Here is an 18,933-nt window from a genome sequence, read left to right on the forward strand (position 1 = left end):
GTGGGGCTCCTCGGCCAATCAGTGGCGATATAACCCATCCCCATCACGATTCATGCCAGCGCCAGATCTGCCGCAAACCGGGGGCCTGGGTCGCGAACAGTCTTTTTGACAACGACTGGAAAAGGTCATTAAGACACCAATCAAGTCAATATGACCGCTCATTCCCAGCTGCGTTTTGCACGCCGCAAGCGTAGATTGGCATCCCCAGCCCCTCTGCCGCACAAGGATGTCTTCGTTGCCCTCCACCCCTCGCGTTCCGTCCGAGAAAAGCCTGTCGCGCCTGTTGCTGGAGTTGCTCTGGCAGTTGTGCGCCCTGCTGGTACCGATTTTCTTCGTCACCTTGCTGCCCCCAGCCCTGGCCCTGGCCGTGGTGCTCGGTTGTGCCGCGGGCATGGCCCTGGCGGCGCGCCTGGGTTGGCTCAGAACCGCTCGCGCCATGGCCCGGCTGATGATCAGTGCGGCGTTTGGCCTGGGTTTCAGCCTGGGCCGGGCCCTGCCGGCGTACTGGGACATCGCGGCAGCCTTCGCCAGCATCGTTGCCGGGCTGGCCGCGGTCAGCCATCTGGAACGCCGACTGGGCCTGGTGCAGCCCCCGGCCACTCCCGTCAGCGCCTGGGGCGGCGGCGAACCGCAGCAGACCCCGGAAGGCCTGCCGATCCGGGTGTTCAACCACGGCGAGATTGCCATGGGCGGCCCCACTTATTGCGATTACCTGTTCCCGGACGGCGTACTGCTGCAAGGACTGGGTTCGTCGGCGCGGTTCTCCAGCGATGGGCGCTACTTCGCCGCGCCCTTGCCATCGCGGCAACGCTGGGGCCTGGCGATCCTCGACCGCTCGTTGCGCCGGCTGTACCGCTGCGACCACGGCGAGTTCTGGGAGCTGGACGCCTTCGCCGAAGACCGCCTGAGCGGGCGGCACAGCCCCCTGGTGAATAACGACTCGCGCCACGCCAGCCTGGCGGCGCTGCTGGACGGCGCCGAAGCGATCGACCTGGTGGCGGTGGCCGATCTGTGGCTGGAGCCCGGCGCCTGGGTCGACAATCTGGCCCGGCGGAGCTTCGAGGAACAGTCCCCGGACGGGCGTCACCGGCTCCAGGCCCGGATGCTCCTGCCCAGCCGCCTGCGAGACTTGCCCCAACCCCTGGAGCCGCTGCGGGCGCCGCCTTACCAACTGAGCCTGGACGGCCAGCCCAGTGGCCTGCTGATCAGCGCCGACAGCCCTCGTTGCTGGAGCCGCGACAGCCGCTCCCTGGCCTGCGCCGCATGCGAGGAACAACACCCCGAGCTGGCAAGCAACTGGCTGTGGCAGGCGGACCAGGGCTGGCGCCCGCTGCCGGCGCCCTGGGTCGCCAGCCCGGCGGAACCGTCCTTTTACCCCGGCCCCCTGCTGGAGCTGGACAGCCGCTACCTGCGCCACGCCGCCTACCTGGACTGCGCCGAAGCCGACCACGGGCGCTACGGCTATCGCCTGCACAGCATCCACAGCGACACCGAAACCGGCGTCGGCCACGACCTTGAAGGCTGCCTGCAGGTCGCGCCCCTGCCCCTGGCGCGGACCCGACTGCGCCAGCCCCTGGACAGCGGCGGCGGCCGCGGTGACAGCCAGGTCGAGTCGGCGCCGCTGCTGGATGGCCAGCGGGCACTGTTCAGCTGGCTGGCCGACGATCAGTGGGGCCTGGGCGCCTATGAATGCCGGATCGGCGACTGGCAACTGCCCGGGCGCTGGCTGTTGGATCATCGGGTGTCCGACTGCGGGCGTTACCTGGCCCTGCTGCCTTGCGCCCCGCTGCCCCGGGTCAGCGACCGCGCGGTGGTGGCCGACCTGCAGCAGCGACGCCTGCTGCACAGCCCGCCCCTGCTGGCGGCACGCTTGCTGGACTTGCGCCATGGCCAGTTGAGCCTGGCGGTGATCGTCGGGCGCCTCGACCAGGACCTGCCGAGCAGCCCCCTGCGCCGCTTCAACCAGCCGGCGCCGGCGCCCGCCAACGCTGCCGCGTTCTGTGCCGAGCAAGACGGCTCGCGGTTGTGCTACCAACGCCAGCGCTTGCAGCTCACCGAACAGCAACTGCTGCCGCTGGCCGACTGGCGCCTGGTGGACCGGCCCCAGGCCGCGGTGGCGGAAGGCGACTTCATCCAGCCGGCTCCCGACGGCCGCGATGCCGCGTGGCTGTTCGGCAGTGACACCGAATACGCCGACAGCTGGCTGCGGGAAACCAGCCCGCGCCTGGGCGGCCACCTGCTCACCGCCAGCGGCTGCGCCCTGACGGATCTGGCACCGTCGCTGATCTGGTCCGCCGATGGCCGCTACCTGGCCCTGACCCGGCTGCGCCTCGACGTCGAGGACGGCTACCGCGCCTGGCAGTTGTTGTTGCTGGACGTGCAGCAGCGCAGCCTGCGCATCGCGCCGAAATGGCTGCGCCAGCGGCCGCAGTTCCGGCGTTTCGACCCACAAGCGCTGGAGTTGCGCCTGTTCGAACGGGATTGGCAGGCCGCGGACGACCCCGATCCGGGCCGCAGCCTGAGCCTGCCCCTGGCCGAGTTGCTCGACCTGCCCGCCCAGGCCCTGGAGCCCCATCAGGGCCTGTGGCTGCTCGCCGCCGACGCGCACCTGGCCGGCGCCTGGCAGGCCTTGCCACGCCCGGACCATCCGGCGTTCCGCCCCACAGTCTGAAGCCGCGCCTCACTCCTCGCGGGCGGCCAGGGCGCCGTGGGCCCGCTGGCTGACAAACCCGGGAATCTGCTCCCCGGGCAAGGACTTGCTGTAGTACCAGCCCTGGATGATCAGCTCCGAGCTTGACTGCAAGAAATCAAGCTGCTCGCGGGTTTCCACCCCTTCCACCACCACCTTGAGCTTGAGCGTCTCGCAAAAGCGCAGCAGGCCGTTGAGCACCTGGGCGCCCTTGGGCTCGCGCTGGGCGAGGACGAAGCTGCGGTCGATCTTGATCCCGTCCACCGGAAACTGATGCAGGTAGCTCAAGGCGGAAAAACCGGTGCCGAAGTCGTCGATGTAGACCCGCGCGCCCAGGGCATGCAGCTTGCCGATCCATTGCTGGGTCAACAGGGCATCGCCCACCAGCGCGTCCTCGGTGATCTCCACCGAAACCTGGCCCTGGGCCCAGGCGAGAATCTCCAGCAGACGCCGGCCATGCTCCGCCGAGGCCAGGGTGGCGCTGGAGATATTGATGGTGATGGGCAGTTGGAAGCCGATCTTGCTCCAGGCCAGGTGCTGACGCACCGCCTGGGAGGCGACCCAGAAATCCACCTCGGGCATCAGCCCGGCCTGCCCCAGCCATTGCAACAGCTCCCAGGGCGACTGCACCTTGCCCTCGCCGTCCCGGGCGCGGATCAGCGCCTCGCAGCCGGTGCACAGGCCGCTGTCCTTGGCCACCTGGGGCTGGTACTCCAGGTGAAAGTCGTAGCCGCTCAATTGCTGGATCCGCGCCAGTTGCAGGGACTGCTGCGCGGCCTGGCGGTAGGCCGCCACCATCGGGTCCAGCTCGAACAGCCTGCCGCGCTCCTCCAGGCCGCGGAAGGTGGTGTCGAAGGTTTTCAGGTAGACCTGCCCGGCGCCTTCGCCCTGGCGCTGGATGCTGCGCACATATGGCAGGTAGATCAGGGTGCCGATCCCCAGCAACAGCAGTTGCAGGAGCACCGCGCCCCAGTCGCCCTGGGTACTCAGGTAGGCATTGAGCAGCACCGGCGAGGTGAAGGGCACGCTGACCAGCGCCGGGCTGACCCAGCCCAGCTGCACCACCAGCAGGGCCAGGCAGGCATTGACCATGGGCACCAGCATGAAGGGCACCAGCAGGCGCGGGTTGAGGATGATCGGCAAGCCGAACAGCAGCAGTTCGTTGACGTTGAACAGCGACAGCGCCAGGCTCGCCATGGCCAGCAGGCGCATGGAGCGGTTGCGGGAAAACCCCAGGATCGCCAGCACCAGGGCCAGGGACCCGCCGGAGCCGCCGATGAAGGCGAAGCACCCCAAAAGACCACTGTTGAGGGCAAAGCGCAGGGGTTGCCCGGCGGCATGATCGGCGGCATTGAGGGCCACCGCCTGGTCCAGCACCTCAATCAAGGGCTGCATGGCGTAGGTGCCGTGAATGCCGAAGAACCACAACAGGGAGTTGGTCGAGGTCAGGACGATCGCGTTGAGGTAGGGATGATCCAGGCTGTCGATGTCGAGCGGACGCTGGATGTAGGCAAAGTCGTGGACCTGCAACAACAGCTGCAGCACCGCCACCAGCGCCAGACAGGTCAGCATCCCCGGCAACACCATATTGATGGTGCCCTTGAGGTTGTGCCCCACCAGGCCTTCGTCCACCAGCCGGGTCCAGCGTCGGCGGTGCAGCCAGGCCATGGTCGGGACATTGACCAGGGGCGAGGCGATGGCAATGAACAGCACGAAGGTTGCCGAGGCCAGCGGATAGTCGCGCAGCAGGTAGATGGCGATCACCACATGGGCCAGGCAGAGAAAGGCCACCGGCAGCTGGGGCAGGCGGTGCTGGATCGCCAGCATGTAGCCAATCGACGCCGCCACCAGCAGGGGAATGATCGAACTGATGCGGTTGTGCAGCCCGGTCAGCACGTCCACCAGGGCGTCGGGAGCGCCCAGGGCCTGGGCGCATTGGGCGAGGATCAGGAACAGCGCCGACACCAGCAGGCAAGGCAATAGCCAGAGCAGGCCTTCGCGAATCGAGCGCAACGACTCGGCGCCCGCCAGCAGCGCCAGGCGGTGGGTGAAAAACAGCTTGAACCCCGGTTGCCGCATCGGCCTCTCTCCTCTACCACTGCACCTCCGCCCCCTGCAGACGGCCCCCGCCACGGCCGCCCGGCGTCTGGCGGCGCCGTGGGGCAAACAGGGGGGTGCAGGCGAAGATACCACTGTAGAAACCCTGGTCGGCAAGCACTCGATGGCACTGCCTTGAGTGTTTTATCGCCCCTGCGGCGCCAGACTTGACCCCAACGCCGCGCCTCGGGCCGGGCTGCCCCCCGACACAACGGCGAATCAATATCATTTGCAGCGTATCAGGGCTTTTGCTTTAATCGCGAGCAATTCCCATTTGCAACGCCACCCGCCACCGGACCACGCCCTTGCCTTCCACGCCGCCCGCCAGCCCCACTCTGGTCCACAACCTCTATGACGCTCATCACCACTGGCTCTATGAACTGTTGCGGCGCCGCCTGAACCACGCTTGGGATGCCGCCGATCTGGCCCACGAGATCTTCGTCCGGGTACTCAAGCGCCCGCCGCAGCTGGACGGCGAGGTGCAGCAGCGCTCCTACCTGGCCACCATCGCCCGCGGCCTGTGCATCGATCACTGGCGGCGCCGCCAGTTGGAACAGGCCTGGCTGCAGGCCCTGGCGGCGCGTCCGCCGGCGTTGCAACCGTCTCCGGAGCAGCGGGCCATCATCGTCGAGACCCTCTACGAAGTGGACGCCCTGCTCGAGCGCCTGCCGCAGCGGGTGCGCGAAGCCTTTCTCCTGGCGCAGTTGCATGGCCGTTCCTACAAGGCCATTGCCGAAGAACTGGGGGTCTCGGAGCGCATGGTGAAGAAATACCTGGCCCAGGCCCTGGTGCATTGCGCGCTGCTGGAGGCCGAACTCGACGGCCTGCTGATCGAGTAGCGGCCCATGAGCGAACACGGCGCCCAGCGCTTGAGCCATGCCAGCCTGCAACAGGCCGCGCACTGGTACGTGCAATTGCAGGACGAGGCCGTCAGCGACGAACAACGCCGCCATTGGCAGGCCTGGCTCGAGCAGCACCCGGAACACCGTCGGGCCTGGGGCTACGTCGAGCGGGTCAGCCAGTGCCTGCTACCGCTGCAGGAAGCCGGCGCCCAGCAAGCCGCCGGCCAGGCCCTGCGCGGTGGCCGGCGGGCACCACTGGCGCGGCGCCAGGTGCTCGGCGCACTGGTGTTGCTCGGCCTGGGCTGGGGCACCTGGCGCGGCACGCCGCTGCCCCAGGCACTGGGCCGCTGGCGGGCCGACTACGCCACCGGCACCGGGGAGATCCGCGAGGTCCGGCTCAGCGACGGCACCCACCTCTGGCTCAATGCCCTGAGCGCGCTGGATGTGCGCTACAGCGCCCGGGAGCGCCTGTTGCAACTGCACCAGGGCGAAATCCTCATCGACACCGCCAAGGATCCGCAGCGCCCGTTGCGGGTGGACACCGAACACGGACGGCTGCAGGCCCTGGGCACGCGCTTCAGCGTGCGCCGGGAGGACGCACGCACCCTGCTCAACGTCTACGCCGGCGCGGTGCAAGTGCACAGCGGCAAGAGCGGCCAGCAGCAACGGGTCGACGCCGGCCAGCAACTGGCCTTCGACGCCGTCGCGCTGGGTCCGCTGCAAGGCGCCAGCGCCGCTCGCGAAGCCTGGAGTCGCGGGCTGCTGCTGGCCGACAACCTGCCACTGGCACAACTGCTCGAAGAATTGGGGCGCTATCGCCCGGGGCATCTGGGCTGTGACTCGGCCCTGGGTCGATTGCCGGTCATGGGCGCCTTCCCGCTGCACGATTCCGACCAGGCCCTGGCCCTGCTGGAAGCCGCCCTGCCGGTGCGGGTCCAGCGCCTGACGGCCTGGTGGGTGACCCTTGAACCCCGAGCCTGAAAATCCACAGAACATTTTTTTAAGGTTGCGGTTCCCTTTTGTCTTTCTGGTTCGGTTAACCCGGTAACTGCTCTCACATTGCCGATCCACAAGGGAACCCCATGCCAACCCCCAACCGTCCCCGCTTGCGCCCGTCCCTGCGTCCCCTGACCCTGTGCAGCGCCCTTTTGTGCCTGCCCGCCCCCTGGGCCCAGGCCGCCGAAAACCCCGCCAGCCAGCAGGCGGACAGCCAGCGCCAGGCCTACGACATCGGCCCCGGCCCACTGGTCAGTGTGCTCAATCGCTTCGCCGAACAGAGCGCGGTCTTTGTCGCCGGGCACAACGACCTCGCCGCCGGCAAGCAGAGCCCGGGGCTGCGAGGCCGCTACAGCGTCGAACAAGCCCTGCAACAGTTGCTGCACAACAGCGGCCTGCAAGCCCAGGCCGTCAGCGGCGGGTATGTGCTGCAAGCGCTCCCGACCGCCAGCGGCCCGTTGCAGCTGGGCACCACTCAGGTGTCCGCCCAGGGCCTGGGCAGCGTCACCGAGGACAGCCAGAGCTACACCACCGGGGCCAGCGCCTCGGCCACCGGCCTCAACCTGTCGCTGCGGGAAACCCCGCAATCGGTGACGGTGATCACCCGCCAGCAGCTGGACGACCAGGGCAGCAACAGCATCGCCGATGCCCTGCGCCGGGCCCCAGGGGTCAGCGTGCAGAACTACGACAGCGAACGCTGGGAGTTTTCCAGCCGCGGCCTGCCGATCACCAACTTCCAGTACGACGGGGTCAACGTCACCTACGACGGGGTCTACGACTACGGCACCACCAGCACCGACATGGCGACCTTCGACCGGGTGGAAATCATCAAGGGCGCCACCGGCCTGATGACCGGCTCCGGCGACCCCTCGGCCACCGTCAACCTGATCCGCAAGCGGCCGACCAAGGACTTCAAGGCCTCGGTCACCGGCACCCTCGGCTCCTGGGACAACTACCGCAGCGAAGGCGATATCTCCGGGCCACTGACCGAGACTGGCAACCTGCGCGGGCGCTTCGTCGGGGTCTACCAGGATCGCAGCTCGTACCTGGACCACTACCAGAACAGCAAGGACATCGCCTACGGCGTGCTGGAGGCCGACCTGACCCCCGACACCCTGCTGACGGTGGGCCTGGACCAGCAGAACACCCGCTCCCGGGGCGCCACCTGGACCGGCTTCCCGATGTACTTCAGCAACGGCTCGCGCACAAACTTTTCCCGCTCGTTCAACCCGGCCACCGACTGGAGCCGTCGCGACTTCAAGAACCAGACCCTGTTCAGCTCCCTGGAACAGCAACTGGCCCATGACTGGACTCTCAAGGTCAGCTACGACCACCTGCGCCGCGAGCACGACACCCTGCTGGGTTCGGCCAGCGGCGGCAACCCGGATCAGGCCAGCGGCGACGGCATGTTCATGTACATGGGCAAGTTCAAGGGCGAGCAGACCCAGGACAACCTGGACATCAACCTGCACGGCCCCTTCAGCCTGCTGGGCCGCGAACATGAGCTGATCGCCGGCTTCATGCTGATGAACGCCAAGCAGGACATCCCGGTCCACGGCTCGGTGTACCCGCCGGTGGGCGGCAGCATCTACCAGTGGCGCGGCGAATTCGCCAAGCCGGACATCCCGCAGATCGGCGACAACGACATCCTTCAGCGCCAGACCGGTGCCTACCTGGCCACCCGGCTCAAGCCCAGCGACGACCTGGCGCTGATCCTCGGCACCCGGGTCAGCGACTTCAAAGGCATCGACAACACCCGCTACTTCGACCCCGGCCGCGCCGACGCCCGCCAGCGCTACCAGCAGACCGGCGTGGTCACGCCCTACGCGGGCCTGGTCTATGACCTCAACGATCGCTACTCGCTGTACACCAGCTACACCAGCATCTATCAGCCGCAGATGAGCAAGGACGCCGGCGGCAAGATCCTCGACCCGGTGCAGGGCGACAGCTATGAAGCCGGGATCAAGGCCGAATACCTGGACGGCCGGGTCAATGCCAGCTTCGCGGTGTTTCATGTGCAGCAGGACAATGTCGCGCAACTGGTGGACGGCTGGGGCAGCGACGCCATCTACCGCCCGACCAAGGGCGCGACCACCAAGGGCTTCGAGGTCGAAGTGGCCGGCGAGCTGCTGGACGGCTGGAACCTGTCCGCCGGCTACAGCTACAACCACACCCGCGATGCCAATCACGACTACGTCTACGGCTCGGTCCTGCAAACCACCGAGCCGCAGCAGGTGGCGCGGCTGTTCAGCAGCTACCGCCTGCCGGGCGCCTGGGACCACCTGACCCTGGGCGGCGGGGTCAACTGGCAGAGCCAGTTCTTCGGCAAGGTCTACCAGCCCGACCCGAACGATGCGGTCAATGGCGGGCATGACTCGCGCATTGCCCAGGACGGCTACTTCCTGGTGGACGCCATGGCCCGCTACCAGTTCAGCCAGCACCTGAGCTCGACCCTGAACGTGAAGAACCTCTTCGACAAGAAGTACTACACCGGCATCGGCAACTTCGGCACCGGTTTCTACGGCGAGCCGCGCAGCCTGCAACTGGCGACCCGCTGGGACTTCTGAGCGCACCGATCCACGGTCGCGCCGCCCGGCAGCGGGTTGACTACGCTTGAGCCAGCGTGATCAACCCGCAGAGGACCGACACCATGCCACGCATCCAGACCATCACCCCGTGCCTGTGGTTCGACCATCAGGCACATGAGGCGGCGCAGTTCTACTGCTCGGTTTTCGAACAGTCGCACATCACTCACATCAGCCACTACGGCAAGGCCGGCTTCGAGATTCACGGACGTCCCGAGGGCTCGGTGATGAGCGTGGCGTTCGAACTCGATGGCCAGGGGTTCAGCGCCCTCAACGGTGGCCCGCTGTTCAGCTTCACTGAAGCCATCTCCCTGCAGGTGCATTGCCGCAGCCAGGCCGAGCTGGATCACTACTGGAATGCCCTGGGTTTTGGCGGCCCGCCACAGGCGCAGCGCTGCGGCTGGCTCAAGGACCGTTTCGGGCTGTCCTGGCAGATCGTCCCGCAGTGCCTGACGCCAATGATCTGCGACCCCGATCCGGCCCGTTCGCAACGGGTGATGCAGGCCCTGCTGGGGATGAAAAAACTCGATATCGCGACGCTGCAACGCGCCTTCGACGGCCAGAGCTAGGCTCTGTACGAAAAGTTTTGAGACGAAGGTCAGGCAAGGCGAAAACAGTCGAGGAAGCGGAGTTTACGGGTTGTAAATGAGCATTCCGAGACGGTTTTCAACGCAGCATCACCGAGTATCAAGGCTTTTCGTACAAAGCCTAATACAATCGCGCCAGCTTTCGCCGATGGACAACCGCAATGAAGCCAACCCTCACCTCCGACCAGGAACCGCAGTTCTGGCGCGATCCGGCCCTGCCGTTCATCGAAGCCCGCTCCATCGCCGATGGCCGCAAGGTCTGCTACAGCCGCCACGCCCATGCCCAGTTCTCCATCGGCAGCATCACCGCGGGCGTCAGCACCTACCTCAGCGGCCACTCGCAGTGGCAGGTCAGCCGCGGCACCGTGGTGCTGATGAACCCGGGGGTGGTGCACGCCTGCAACCCGATCGACGATCAGCCCTGGTCCTATCGCATGCTGTATGTCGACACGCCCTGGCTGACCGCCTTGCAGCACGACCTGGGCTTTTGCGCCGAGCTGGGCTTTCGTCCGTTTCGCGAGACGCACAGCCGCGACCCGCAGCTGTTCGCCGAACTGGAGCAGTTGTACCGGACCCTGGTGGCCGCCGAGGCCGAGCCGCTGCTCAAGCACAGCGCCGTGGTGAGTTTTTTCAGCGACCTGCAGCAACGCCTGAACCCTGCCGAGGCGCTGCCACGGGGTGACAACCGCAAACTGCAGGAAGCCGCCGACTACATCCGCCAACACTGCACCCAGGCCCTGAGCCTGGACGACCTGTGCCAGGCGGCGCAGCTGTCACCGTCCTACCTGATCCGCGCCTTCAAGCAGCAGTTCGGCATGCCGCCCCACGCCTACCTGGTGAACCAGCGGGTGCAGTTCGCCCAGGCCCGCCTGCGCAGCGGCGCGCCGATCGCCGAGGTGGCGCTGGAGGCCGGTTTTGCCGATCAGGCGCATTTCCAGCGCGCCTTCAAACAGCACCTGGCGGCCACGCCCGGTCAGTACCGCGGCCCGCGCTAGACCAACAGATAGGCCGCGCTGGCCGCCAGCAACGCGGCCATGCTGCGGTTGAACAGACGCATCTGCGCCGGGTCGCTCAGGTAGTGCCGCAAGCAGCTCCCGGCATAGGCCCAGCAGGCGATCGACAGGTAGCAGATCAACAAATACAACCCGGCGAACAACCACACCAGGCCCAGGTCGCCGTCGGCGGCAAAAGCGCCCATCCCGGCCACGCAGGCCAGCCAGGCCTTGGGATTGAGCCACTGCATCAGCGCGCCGTACCAGGCCGACGGCGCCCGGGCTGCAGCATCGGCATCCAGGCGACCCTCGTCCCGGGCCAGCTTCCAGGCCATGTACAGCAGGAAGGCCACGCCGAACAGGCGAATGCCCTGGGTCAGGATCGGCCACTGGCGCAGCAGTTCGTGCAGCCCCAGGCCGATCAGCACCAGCAACAGGACAAACCCCAGGGTAGCCCCGGTCACGTGGCGCAAGCTGGCCCTGAAGCCGAAGCGCGCGCCACTGCCGAGGGCGACGATATTCACCGGCCCCGGGGTGATGGAAGCGGCCAGGGCAAAGGCCGCCATGGAAAACACCAGGCTCATGTCTTGCTTCTCCAATCTGGGTCGGATTGACCGCCGCCCAGATTAGGTAGCCAGGGTCGCTGCGTATTGAAGAAAACTGCCCTGGCCTGCGTCTAGCAGACGCAGGTGATTGCGCTGGCAGTACTGATCCACTGCCTGCCCACCCTCTCGGCGATTTCCCGGTGCGCCTCCAGGGTCAGCCGGTTCAGGTCCTGGGGCGTGCGGGCAATGAACCACAGCGCCAGTGCCCACGCCGCGCATCCGGGCCTCTTCGTCAAGCCGGCGCCAGGCTGGCGATCCGGTCCACCACCCGCCCGGCCAGATCATCGGGGCGGAACTTGGCGAGAAAATCATCGGCGCCGACCTTCTTCACCATGGCCTGGTTGAAAGCCCCGGACAGCGAGGTGTGCAGCACGATGTACAGTTGCCTCATCCGCGGGTCGTTGCGCACTTCGGCGGTGAGGGTGTAGCCATCCATTTCCGGCATCTCGATATCGGAGATCATCATCAGGAACTCCTGGTCGGGACGCTTGCCGGCTTCGAGCAGATTGCGCAAGTACTCCAGCGCCTCGCGACCGTCCTTCAACGACACCACTTCCACTCCGACGCTCTCCAGGCAGCGGGTCACCTGCTTGCGCGCCACCGCCGAGTCATCCACCGTCAGTACCCGCCAGTGCGCCGCCGCGGCGTGGGTTTGCGCCGAGATCACGCCCTGGGAGATCTCCTCGCAGACCGGCGACACCTCGGCCAGGACTTTCTCCACGTCGATGATCTCCACCAGATGCTGGCCGACCCGGGTCACCGCCGTCAGGTAGTTGTCCAGGCCGCTGCCCTTGGGTGGCGGGTGAATTTCCTCCCAGTTCAAGTTGACAATGTGCTCCACCGCACTGACCAGAAAGCCCTGGGTCTTGTTGTTGTACTCGGTGATGATCACGTAAGCGTTATCGATATCCTCGACGCCGGGCAAACCGGTGGCCAATGCCAGATCAAGTATCGGAATGGATACACCACGAACATTGGCCACGCCACACACCACCGAATGTGACATGGGCAATACATTCAACTTAGGGCACTTGAGAACTTCTCTAACTTTAAAGACGTTGATGCCGTACACCTGTGACTCATTAAAACGAAACAACAACAGCTCCAGACGATTCTGCCCTGCCAACTGAGTACGGCTGTTTACCGTTTCCATCACACTGGACATAAGAACCCCCTGCCCTGATCTAGTTGATCAATCGGCGATTAAATGAAAGTTGCTGATTGCCGTTGGCGATCAACTATTGAAACGGGTCACCAAGGCATTCAGTTCATGAGCGGTGGATTCCAGATCACCGCCCACGCTGGACGAATGCACGGCAATCTCGGCGTTCTGGTCCGAAACCCGGGCAATCTTGGTGATCTGCTCGGATATTTCCTCGGCCACATGGGCTTGCTGCTCCGAGGCGGCGGCCATTTGCTGGCTCATCTGGTGAATCCGCTCCACCGCCGAGTTGATGCCATTCAGGGCGTCCTGGGTGCTGATCACCTGGGCCACCCCGGAGCGCGCTTCGACGCTGCCCTGGCGCGCCACCTCCACGGCCTGGCTGGCCACCTCCTGCAAGGTGACGATGATGCGCTGGATGCTCTGGGTCGACTCCTGGGTCTTGGAGGCCAGGGCCCGCACCTCGTCGGCCACCACCGCGAAACCGCGGCCCTGCTCACCGGCCCGGGCGGCCTCGATCGCCGCGTTGAGGGCCAGCAGGTTGGTCTGCTCGGCGATGGAGCGGATCATGTTGGCCGCCTGCTGGATCGACTGGGTTTCCGCGGCCAGGCCCTCCACGGACTGGCTGACCGCGTCCACGGTGTCCGCCAGCTTCTCGATCACCGCGCGGGTTTTCTGCGCTTCCTCGGAGCCCACCTGGGTCAGGTTGTTGACCTGATCGGCGGCCGAAGCGGTGTCGTGGATATGCACCGACACCTCGGAAATCGACGAGGCCATCTGGTTCATCGCGGTGGCCGCCATGTCCGCTTCGTCACGCTGCTTGCCCAGGGCGCTCTCCGCCTGCTTGGACAGACTCTGGCTGGTGGAGGCCAGGGACGCCGCCTGGTTGGCGTAGTCGCCAAGCCGGCTGAGGGCGGTGCGGATTTTCGCCGACTCGCTGATCAGGATCATCTGCAACTGCGCCACCGGGCCGTGTTCGTCGGTGTAGGTACGGGCGATCAGCTCACTGTCGAAGCTGCCCAGGGACACCGAGCTGATACGCCCGAGCATCTGCCGCGAGCGATACACGGCATAGCCCTGGACCGCGAAATAGCCGGGGACCGCCGCGCCCAGCGCCGCCCAGGCGCCACCCAGCCAGTAGGCGCCGGCGCTGGCCGCCAGGGCCAGCAGCGGTGGCAAGGCGAAGTTGCAGACGCTGGCCACCCGGTAGCTCCAGGGCAGGGCCAGGTTATCGCTGCGCATGCGTTGATAGAGGGCGCCGGCGCGCTCCACCTGTTGCCGCTCGGGCTTGACCCGCACCGACTCATAGCCGGCAATCACGCCCTTGCTGAAGATCGGCGTGACGTAGGCGTTGACCCAGTAGTGGTCACCGTTGCTGCTGCGGTTCTTGACGATGCCCATCCAGCTCTTGCCGTCCTTGAGATAGGACCACATGTGCGCGAACACCGCTTCGGGCATGTCCGGATGGCGCACGATATTGTGTGGGCTACCGATCAGTTCTTCGCGGCTGAAACCACTGACCGCGACAAACTCGTCATTGCAGTAAGTGATCTTGCCGTGAACATCGGTGGCGGAAATCAGCCGTTGCTCCGCAGGAAACACCAGCTCGCGCTGGGTCACAGGAAGATTGTTTCTCATCTAAAAAGCCTCGCAGGAAAGTGTTCATTTTCCATTCGGTATCAAATAAAGATTTCCGCATCCTGCGATGACTCGAAGACTTCCTCTGCTGACTTGCAGAACTTTCCAGAGCCAAGTGAATTATTGCAAATGGCCATTATCGATCCAGTCGACGCAAGTCTAGATTCCGGCGTCAAGAAAAGTGTGAAAATTTCATCAAGCCATTCAACTTAGAGAGCAAAAAATCAAAGATTTTCTGATGTGCATCAACAATTGAAGCTGGAATAGAAAGCTAGCTTTCTAATTGTTGAGAAGCATTCTTTGCAAAACACCCTGCGCCTGCGAAAACTCCATTCGCTGAACATGAGCCACAAACTCGTCGAAGGTCGTTCTATCAACCGGCAACTCATGTTGCGCCAAGGCTTCAGTGAGCGTCAGGGCCTGCAAGTTGCTCTGGCGCAACAGCGGCAAAATCTCCAGCAGGGCGCGCTGGAAAACAGCCTGGTCCAGGGTGTCCTGGGAGGCGCGGGCCATCCCTGGCGAGACACGCCCGAATTCCAGCTGCAAACTCGCCAAGGTGCTGGCCAGTAGCCGTTGCAGTTGGTCCAGATGGCCCTCGGTGAGGGTCCTGTGCAGCGCCGCGCCGTCGCGCAGGGGCTGTTCCAGCTCGGCGCAACTGAGCGCGAACCCTCGCCCCCCGAGGTTGCCGGCAGCGCCCTTGAGGGTATGCAGCAGGTAGCAGGCCTCCTTGGCATTGTCCTGGGCAAGGCTCTGGCGCAAACGTTCCAGCAGCTCTCCCAGCGTGGCCTCCGAGCCATCGAGCACCTGATTGAGCAAGTCACGGTTGCCGCCGAAGCGTTCCAGAATCAGCGCCGGGTCCTCGATCAGGCCGGCCTGGGTGGAAGGCTCGACACCCGGCGCCACCCGCGCCGCGCCACCGGTCCAGAACAGCAGGCTGTTGACCAGTTGCGGCAGGTTGATCGGTTTGCCGACATGGTCATCCATGCCCGCGGCCAGGCAGCTCTGGCGGTCGGCCTGGGAGGCATTGGCGGTCATGGCAATGATCGGCAGGCGGGCAAAGCGGGCATCGGCGCGGATCCGCCGGGTGGCTTCATAGCCGTCGATATCGGGCATCTGGATGTCCATCAGCACCGCGGCAAAGGGTTCCTCGGCTTCGAGCATCATTTGCACCCCTTGCAACCCGCCATCAGCCAAGTGCACCTGGGCCCCTTCCTGGGTCAGCAGTTCACGGGCGATCTGCCGGTTCAGGGCGTTGTCCTCCACCACCAGCAAGCGCAGGCCAGTGAGGGCTGCGCGCGGCACGGGCAAGGTGGCCGGCGGGCCGTCGCGGGCGACGCCGCGCTCGGCCAGCAGCGCCTGTGCCAGTTGCCGCGGGGTAAAGGGCTTGCTCAGGTAGTGAGCAAAAGGCGCCTCGGGGCTGTCCAGCCTGGCCAACAGCGCCGTGGCATCCTGATGACTCAACATCACCACCGTCGGCGGCGCCGCCAGTTGCATGTCCTTGATCCGTTGGGCGGCGTGCAGGCCGTCCATGTCCGGCATCAGCCAATCCAGCAGGATCAGGTCGTAGGCCTCGCCCCGGGCCACGGCGGCCTCCACGGCCAACAAGGCCTGAGCGCCACTGGCGGCGTGTTCGACGGTCCAGCCGAAGCCGCGCAAGGTGCGCACATTCAGCTCCAGCGCCAGGGGGTGGTCATCCACCACCAGCACCCGCAGGACCTTGCCTCCCAGAGGCAGGGGTTCGGCGACCCCGGCACCGTCCAGCCCCAGCTCCAGCTCGAAGCTGAAACAGCTGCCTGCGCCGAGCTCGCTGCGCACCTGCAACTGCCCGCCCATCAGCCGCACCAGGTGCTTGCAGATCGCCAGGCCCAGGCCGGTGCCGCCAAAACGCCGGGTGGTCGAGGCCTCCGCCTGATGGAAACCTTCGAAGATCACCTGCAGGTGCTCGGCGCTGATGCCAATCCCGCTGTCACTCACCGCCACTTGCAGACGCACGCTGCGCTCGCGCAGTTCAAGCAACTTCAGGCCCAGCACCACCTGGCCCTCGGCGGTGAACTTCAGGGCATTGCCCGCCAGGTTGATCAACACCTGCTGCAGGCGCAGGCTGTCGCCCACCAGGTTCAGCGGCAACTGCGGGTCAAGATCGAAGATCAGCTCGATATCGCCCACGCCCTGATTGCCCGCCAGCACCACCGCCAGGTCGCGCAGCAGTTGATCGAGGTCGAAGGCGTGTTCCTCCAGCTGCAACTTGCCAGCCTCGATCTTCGAGTAATCGAGAATGTCGTTGAGTAGCCCCAGCAGAGACTTGGCGGCGGTCTGCGCCTTGGTCGCGTAATCCTGCTGGCGCGGCTCCAGGCCGGCCCGCTGCAGCAGTTGCAGCATCCCCAGCACGGCATTCATCGGCGTGCGGATCTCATGGCTCATGTTGGCCAGGAACGATGACTTGGCCTCGCTCGCGGCATCCGCCTGCTCCTTGGCATACAGCAGCCGGGACTCCAGCTCCCGTTGGGCCGTGATGTCCAGGTTGATCCCGGTCACCCGCAGCGCCTGGCCATCGGCGTTGCGCTCCACATAGGCCCCGGACTGGATGAATCGCACCTGCCCGCTGGGGCTGACCACGCGAAAGATCGGATCGTAGACACCCTGGCCCGCCACCGCCTCGGCCAGCTTGCGCTGGGTCAGTTGCTGGTCATCCGGGTGCACCCGGGCCAGCCAGTGCTCATAGTTCAACCCGTTGCCCCGCAGCGCCAGCGGCTGCTCGTAGAGCTCGAACATGCGCTCGTTCCAGTCCAGCGAGTGGTCGTCGAGATTCCAGGACCAGATCCCCAGCTTGGCCACTTCGGCGGCCATCAACAGTTGGTCGCGGGCCGTGGCCAGGGTCTGTTCCGCGGCCTTGCGCTCGGTGATGTCGACGGCGATGCCCAGGTAGCCAGTCAGCTGTCCAGCGTCGTCGCGCAGGGCGCTGACCACCAGGGTCGCGGCGAAGTGCGAACCGTCCTTGCGCACCATGGTCCATTCGCGGGTCTCCGCGCCTTCGGCTTCCGCCTGCTGGACGAACACGCGAAAGCCTTCGATGGGATGCTGATACTGGGCACTGAGTTCGCTGCCGCGCTGGCGGATCTCCTCCGGCAGGTGGATCACCGCCGGGGTGTGCAGCCCCACCAGTTCCTCGGCCCGGTAACCCGACAGGTGCTCGGCACCGCGATTGAACACACGAATGATGCCGTCGCGGTCGGTGGCGATGATCGCCACCTGCGAAGCCGAGCGCAGCACGCTGGAGAGCAGCAGGTTGATTTGCCCCAGTTCGGCGGTGCGCGCCGCCACCTGGTCCTCCAGGCTGGCGTTGAGTTCGAGAATCCGTGCTTCGGCGGCCTTCTGCGCGGTGATGTCGCGGACCGTCTTCGAGGCGCCGATGACCTGGCCGCGCTCACCGAGAATCGGCGAAACGTTGACCGATACCTCGACCCGGCTGCCGTCCCGGCGCAGGCGTTGGGTATCGAAGCTGTGCACCCGTTCGCCATCGCGCAACTTGCGCAGGATCTGCTGTTCTTCCTGCGCCAGCTCTGGCGGCACGATCAGGTCCAGGAGCAAGCGGCCGCGGGCCTGTTCGGCGCTGTGGCCAAAAATCTCTTCGGCGCCGCGGTTCCAGCTGGTGATACGCCCTTCCAGGGTCGTGCCGATGATGCCGTCGCTGGAGCTTTCGACGATGGCCGCGAGCCGGGTCTGGTCACGGCGCAAACGGTGCTGCCGGTTGACCCCCAGGGCAATCAAGCTGCCCACCACCGCCAGAAACAGGGTCAGCAGGCCGCCGATCCACAGGACCCAGGCAGGCGAGGTCTGATGCAGCGGCTCGACGAACCCCGGCCCCACGCTGAACTCGAAAGCCCAGCGGCGCCCGAACACCTGTTCCTCCCGGGTCCGCGATGTCAGCGTGTCCTTCAATGGCTGGGCCGAGCTGACAAAAAAGCTGCTGGCGTCGGCGCTGTCGCTGATGTCGCGCAACACCAGGCGCTGGCTGGCCGGGTCGAACGGCAAGTCCTTGAGCACCTCGTTCATCACCAGGGGCGCAAAGGTCCAGCCCAGGGTCTGGGCCTCGCGCTGCTGCGGCGAGGACGGCACCTCGGCGCTGCGGTACACAGGCAACAGGAACAGCAACGACCCCATCACCGCTCCAGGCTCCTGGCGCAGCGACAAGGGCCCGGTCAGCCGCGGCTCGCCACTGTGCATGGCGGCCACGGCGGCGGCCCGGCGCACCGGCTCCGAGGCCAGGTCCAGGCCCAGGGCCGACTGGTTCGGCGCCAGCGGTTCAAGGTACTGCACCACATAGCGATCACCGTGGTGCGGCTGCCATTGCTGCAGCTGAAAGCCCGGCGCGCCATCGCGCTGCGCCGCGGCCAGGAACGCGCGCTCGCGCGCCTCGGGCACGCGCCGGACAAAACCGAAACCGTGGGCGCCGAAAAACTCCCGGTCCAGGTCCCGGCCCTGGCTGTAGCGATGGAAGATCTCCCGGGTCACGCCGTCTTCACCAGCGGTGACAATCACCCCGCGGGCGCCGCGCAGGCCGTATTGGTACAAGGTCATGCGCTCCAGCACATGGCGCATGGCGTCCTCGGCCGCGCGCGACACCGCCTGTTCCAGCTGATGGGCGTTGACCCGGGCCACCAGCCAGTAGACCGCGGCGGTGGCGCTGCTACCCAGGACACTGATCAGCGCCAGGTAGAGCAATCCCATTTGCACAGAGCG

Annotated in this window: 11 protein-coding genes; 6 read left to right on the top strand and 5 right to left on the bottom strand. The window is 66.0% G+C overall.

All coding sequences use genetic code 11. The annotated features are described in order from the left end of the window. Positions 1 to 235 precede the first annotated feature (235 nt). Positions 236 to 2,671 carry a hypothetical protein gene (locus tag GGI48_RS00750; protein WP_409565336.1) on the top strand — a complete coding sequence of 812 codons (2,436 nt, stop codon included), beginning with the start codon at positions 236 to 238 and terminating at the stop codon, positions 2,669 to 2,671. 9 nt (positions 2,672 to 2,680) lie between these two features. Here the strand turns inward: GGI48_RS00750 and GGI48_RS00755 are convergent, their stop codons facing one another. Continuing rightward, positions 2,681 to 4,768 (bottom strand): EAL domain-containing protein, encoded by a 2,088-nt coding sequence (locus GGI48_RS00755; RefSeq protein ID WP_179596308.1) that lies wholly within the window; start codon positions 4,766 to 4,768, stop codon positions 2,681 to 2,683. Between the two features lie 323 nt (positions 4,769 to 5,091). Here GGI48_RS00755 and GGI48_RS00760 point away from each other — a divergent pair, with 323 nt between their 5' ends. From GGI48_RS00760 to GGI48_RS00780, 5 genes are all read left to right on the top strand, one after another. Next, on the top strand, positions 5,092 to 5,625 hold the full coding sequence (locus GGI48_RS00760; RefSeq protein ID WP_016965158.1) for a sigma-70 family RNA polymerase sigma factor: 534 nt from the start codon (positions 5,092 to 5,094) through the stop codon (positions 5,623 to 5,625). 6 nt (positions 5,626 to 5,631) lie between these two features. Continuing rightward, positions 5,632 to 6,609 carry a FecR domain-containing protein gene (locus tag GGI48_RS00765; protein ID WP_179596310.1) on the top strand — a complete coding sequence of 326 codons (978 nt, stop codon included), beginning with the start codon at positions 5,632 to 5,634 and terminating at the stop codon, positions 6,607 to 6,609. A 101-nt stretch (positions 6,610 to 6,710) separates the two neighbouring features. Continuing rightward, complete coding sequence (locus GGI48_RS00770; protein WP_179596312.1) at positions 6,711 to 9,191, top strand: TonB-dependent siderophore receptor; 2,481 nt, start codon at positions 6,711 to 6,713, stop codon at positions 9,189 to 9,191. 83 nt (positions 9,192 to 9,274) lie between these two features. Continuing rightward, a complete protein-coding gene (locus GGI48_RS00775; RefSeq protein WP_047304781.1) occupies positions 9,275 to 9,778 on the top strand; it encodes a VOC family protein in 504 nt (167 codons plus the stop codon). 179 nt (positions 9,779 to 9,957) lie between these two features. Then, positions 9,958 to 10,791 (top strand): AraC family transcriptional regulator, encoded by an 834-nt coding sequence (locus GGI48_RS00780; RefSeq protein WP_179596314.1) that lies wholly within the window; start codon positions 9,958 to 9,960, stop codon positions 10,789 to 10,791. On the opposite strand, the gene GGI48_RS00785 is transcribed toward GGI48_RS00780, so the two are convergent. The 4 genes from GGI48_RS00785 to GGI48_RS00800 all read right to left on the bottom strand — a co-directional run bounded on the left by GGI48_RS00785 (position 10,788) and on the right by GGI48_RS00800 (position 18,921). Beyond that, positions 10,788 to 11,372: a LysE family translocator gene (locus tag GGI48_RS00785; protein ID WP_179596316.1), complete on the bottom strand. Its 585-nt coding sequence runs from the start codon at positions 11,370 to 11,372 to the stop codon at positions 10,788 to 10,790. The genes GGI48_RS00780 and GGI48_RS00785 overlap by 4 nt on opposite strands. Before the next feature lie 253 nt (positions 11,373 to 11,625). Beyond that, positions 11,626 to 12,558, bottom strand: coding sequence for a chemotaxis protein CheV (locus tag GGI48_RS00790; protein WP_179596318.1), 933 nt, complete (start codon positions 12,556 to 12,558; stop codon positions 11,626 to 11,628). Positions 12,559 to 12,627: 69 nt separating this feature from the next. Next, positions 12,628 to 14,193 carry a PAS domain-containing methyl-accepting chemotaxis protein gene (locus tag GGI48_RS00795; protein ID WP_179596320.1) on the bottom strand — a complete coding sequence of 522 codons (1,566 nt, stop codon included), beginning with the start codon at positions 14,191 to 14,193 and terminating at the stop codon, positions 12,628 to 12,630. 279 nt (positions 14,194 to 14,472) lie between these two features. Then, positions 14,473 to 18,921 (bottom strand): PAS domain S-box protein, encoded by a 4,449-nt coding sequence (locus GGI48_RS00800; RefSeq protein ID WP_179596322.1) that lies wholly within the window; start codon positions 18,919 to 18,921, stop codon positions 14,473 to 14,475. Positions 18,922 to 18,933 lie beyond the last annotated feature (12 nt).

It is taken from the genome of Pseudomonas protegens (assembly GCF_013407925.2).
In the GTDB taxonomy this organism is placed as follows: Bacteria; Pseudomonadota; Gammaproteobacteria; order Pseudomonadales; family Pseudomonadaceae; genus Aquipseudomonas; species Aquipseudomonas fluorescens_AP.

Coding starts and splice junctions, on each gene's coding strand:
- GGI48_RS00770 (WP_179596312.1), top strand. CDS start 6,711: ATGCCAACCCCCAACCGTCCCCGCTTGCGCCCGTCCCTGCGTCCCCTG.
- GGI48_RS00765 (WP_179596310.1), top strand. CDS start 5,632: ATGAGCGAACACGGCGCCCAGCGCTTGAGCCATGCCAGCCTGCAACAG.
- GGI48_RS00755 (WP_179596308.1), bottom strand. CDS start 4,768: ATGCGGCAACCGGGGTTCAAGCTGTTTTTCACCCACCGCCTGGCGCTG.
- GGI48_RS00795 (WP_179596320.1), bottom strand. CDS start 14,193: ATGAGAAACAATCTTCCTGTGACCCAGCGCGAGCTGGTGTTTCCTGCG.
- GGI48_RS00780 (WP_179596314.1), top strand. CDS start 9,958: ATGAAGCCAACCCTCACCTCCGACCAGGAACCGCAGTTCTGGCGCGAT.
- GGI48_RS00785 (WP_179596316.1), bottom strand. CDS start 11,372: ATGAGCCTGGTGTTTTCCATGGCGGCCTTTGCCCTGGCCGCTTCCATC.
- GGI48_RS00790 (WP_179596318.1), bottom strand. CDS start 12,558: ATGTCCAGTGTGATGGAAACGGTAAACAGCCGTACTCAGTTGGCAGGG.
- GGI48_RS00775 (WP_047304781.1), top strand. CDS start 9,275: ATGCCACGCATCCAGACCATCACCCCGTGCCTGTGGTTCGACCATCAG.
- GGI48_RS00800 (WP_179596322.1), bottom strand. CDS start 18,921: ATGGGATTGCTCTACCTGGCGCTGATCAGTGTCCTGGGTAGCAGCGCC.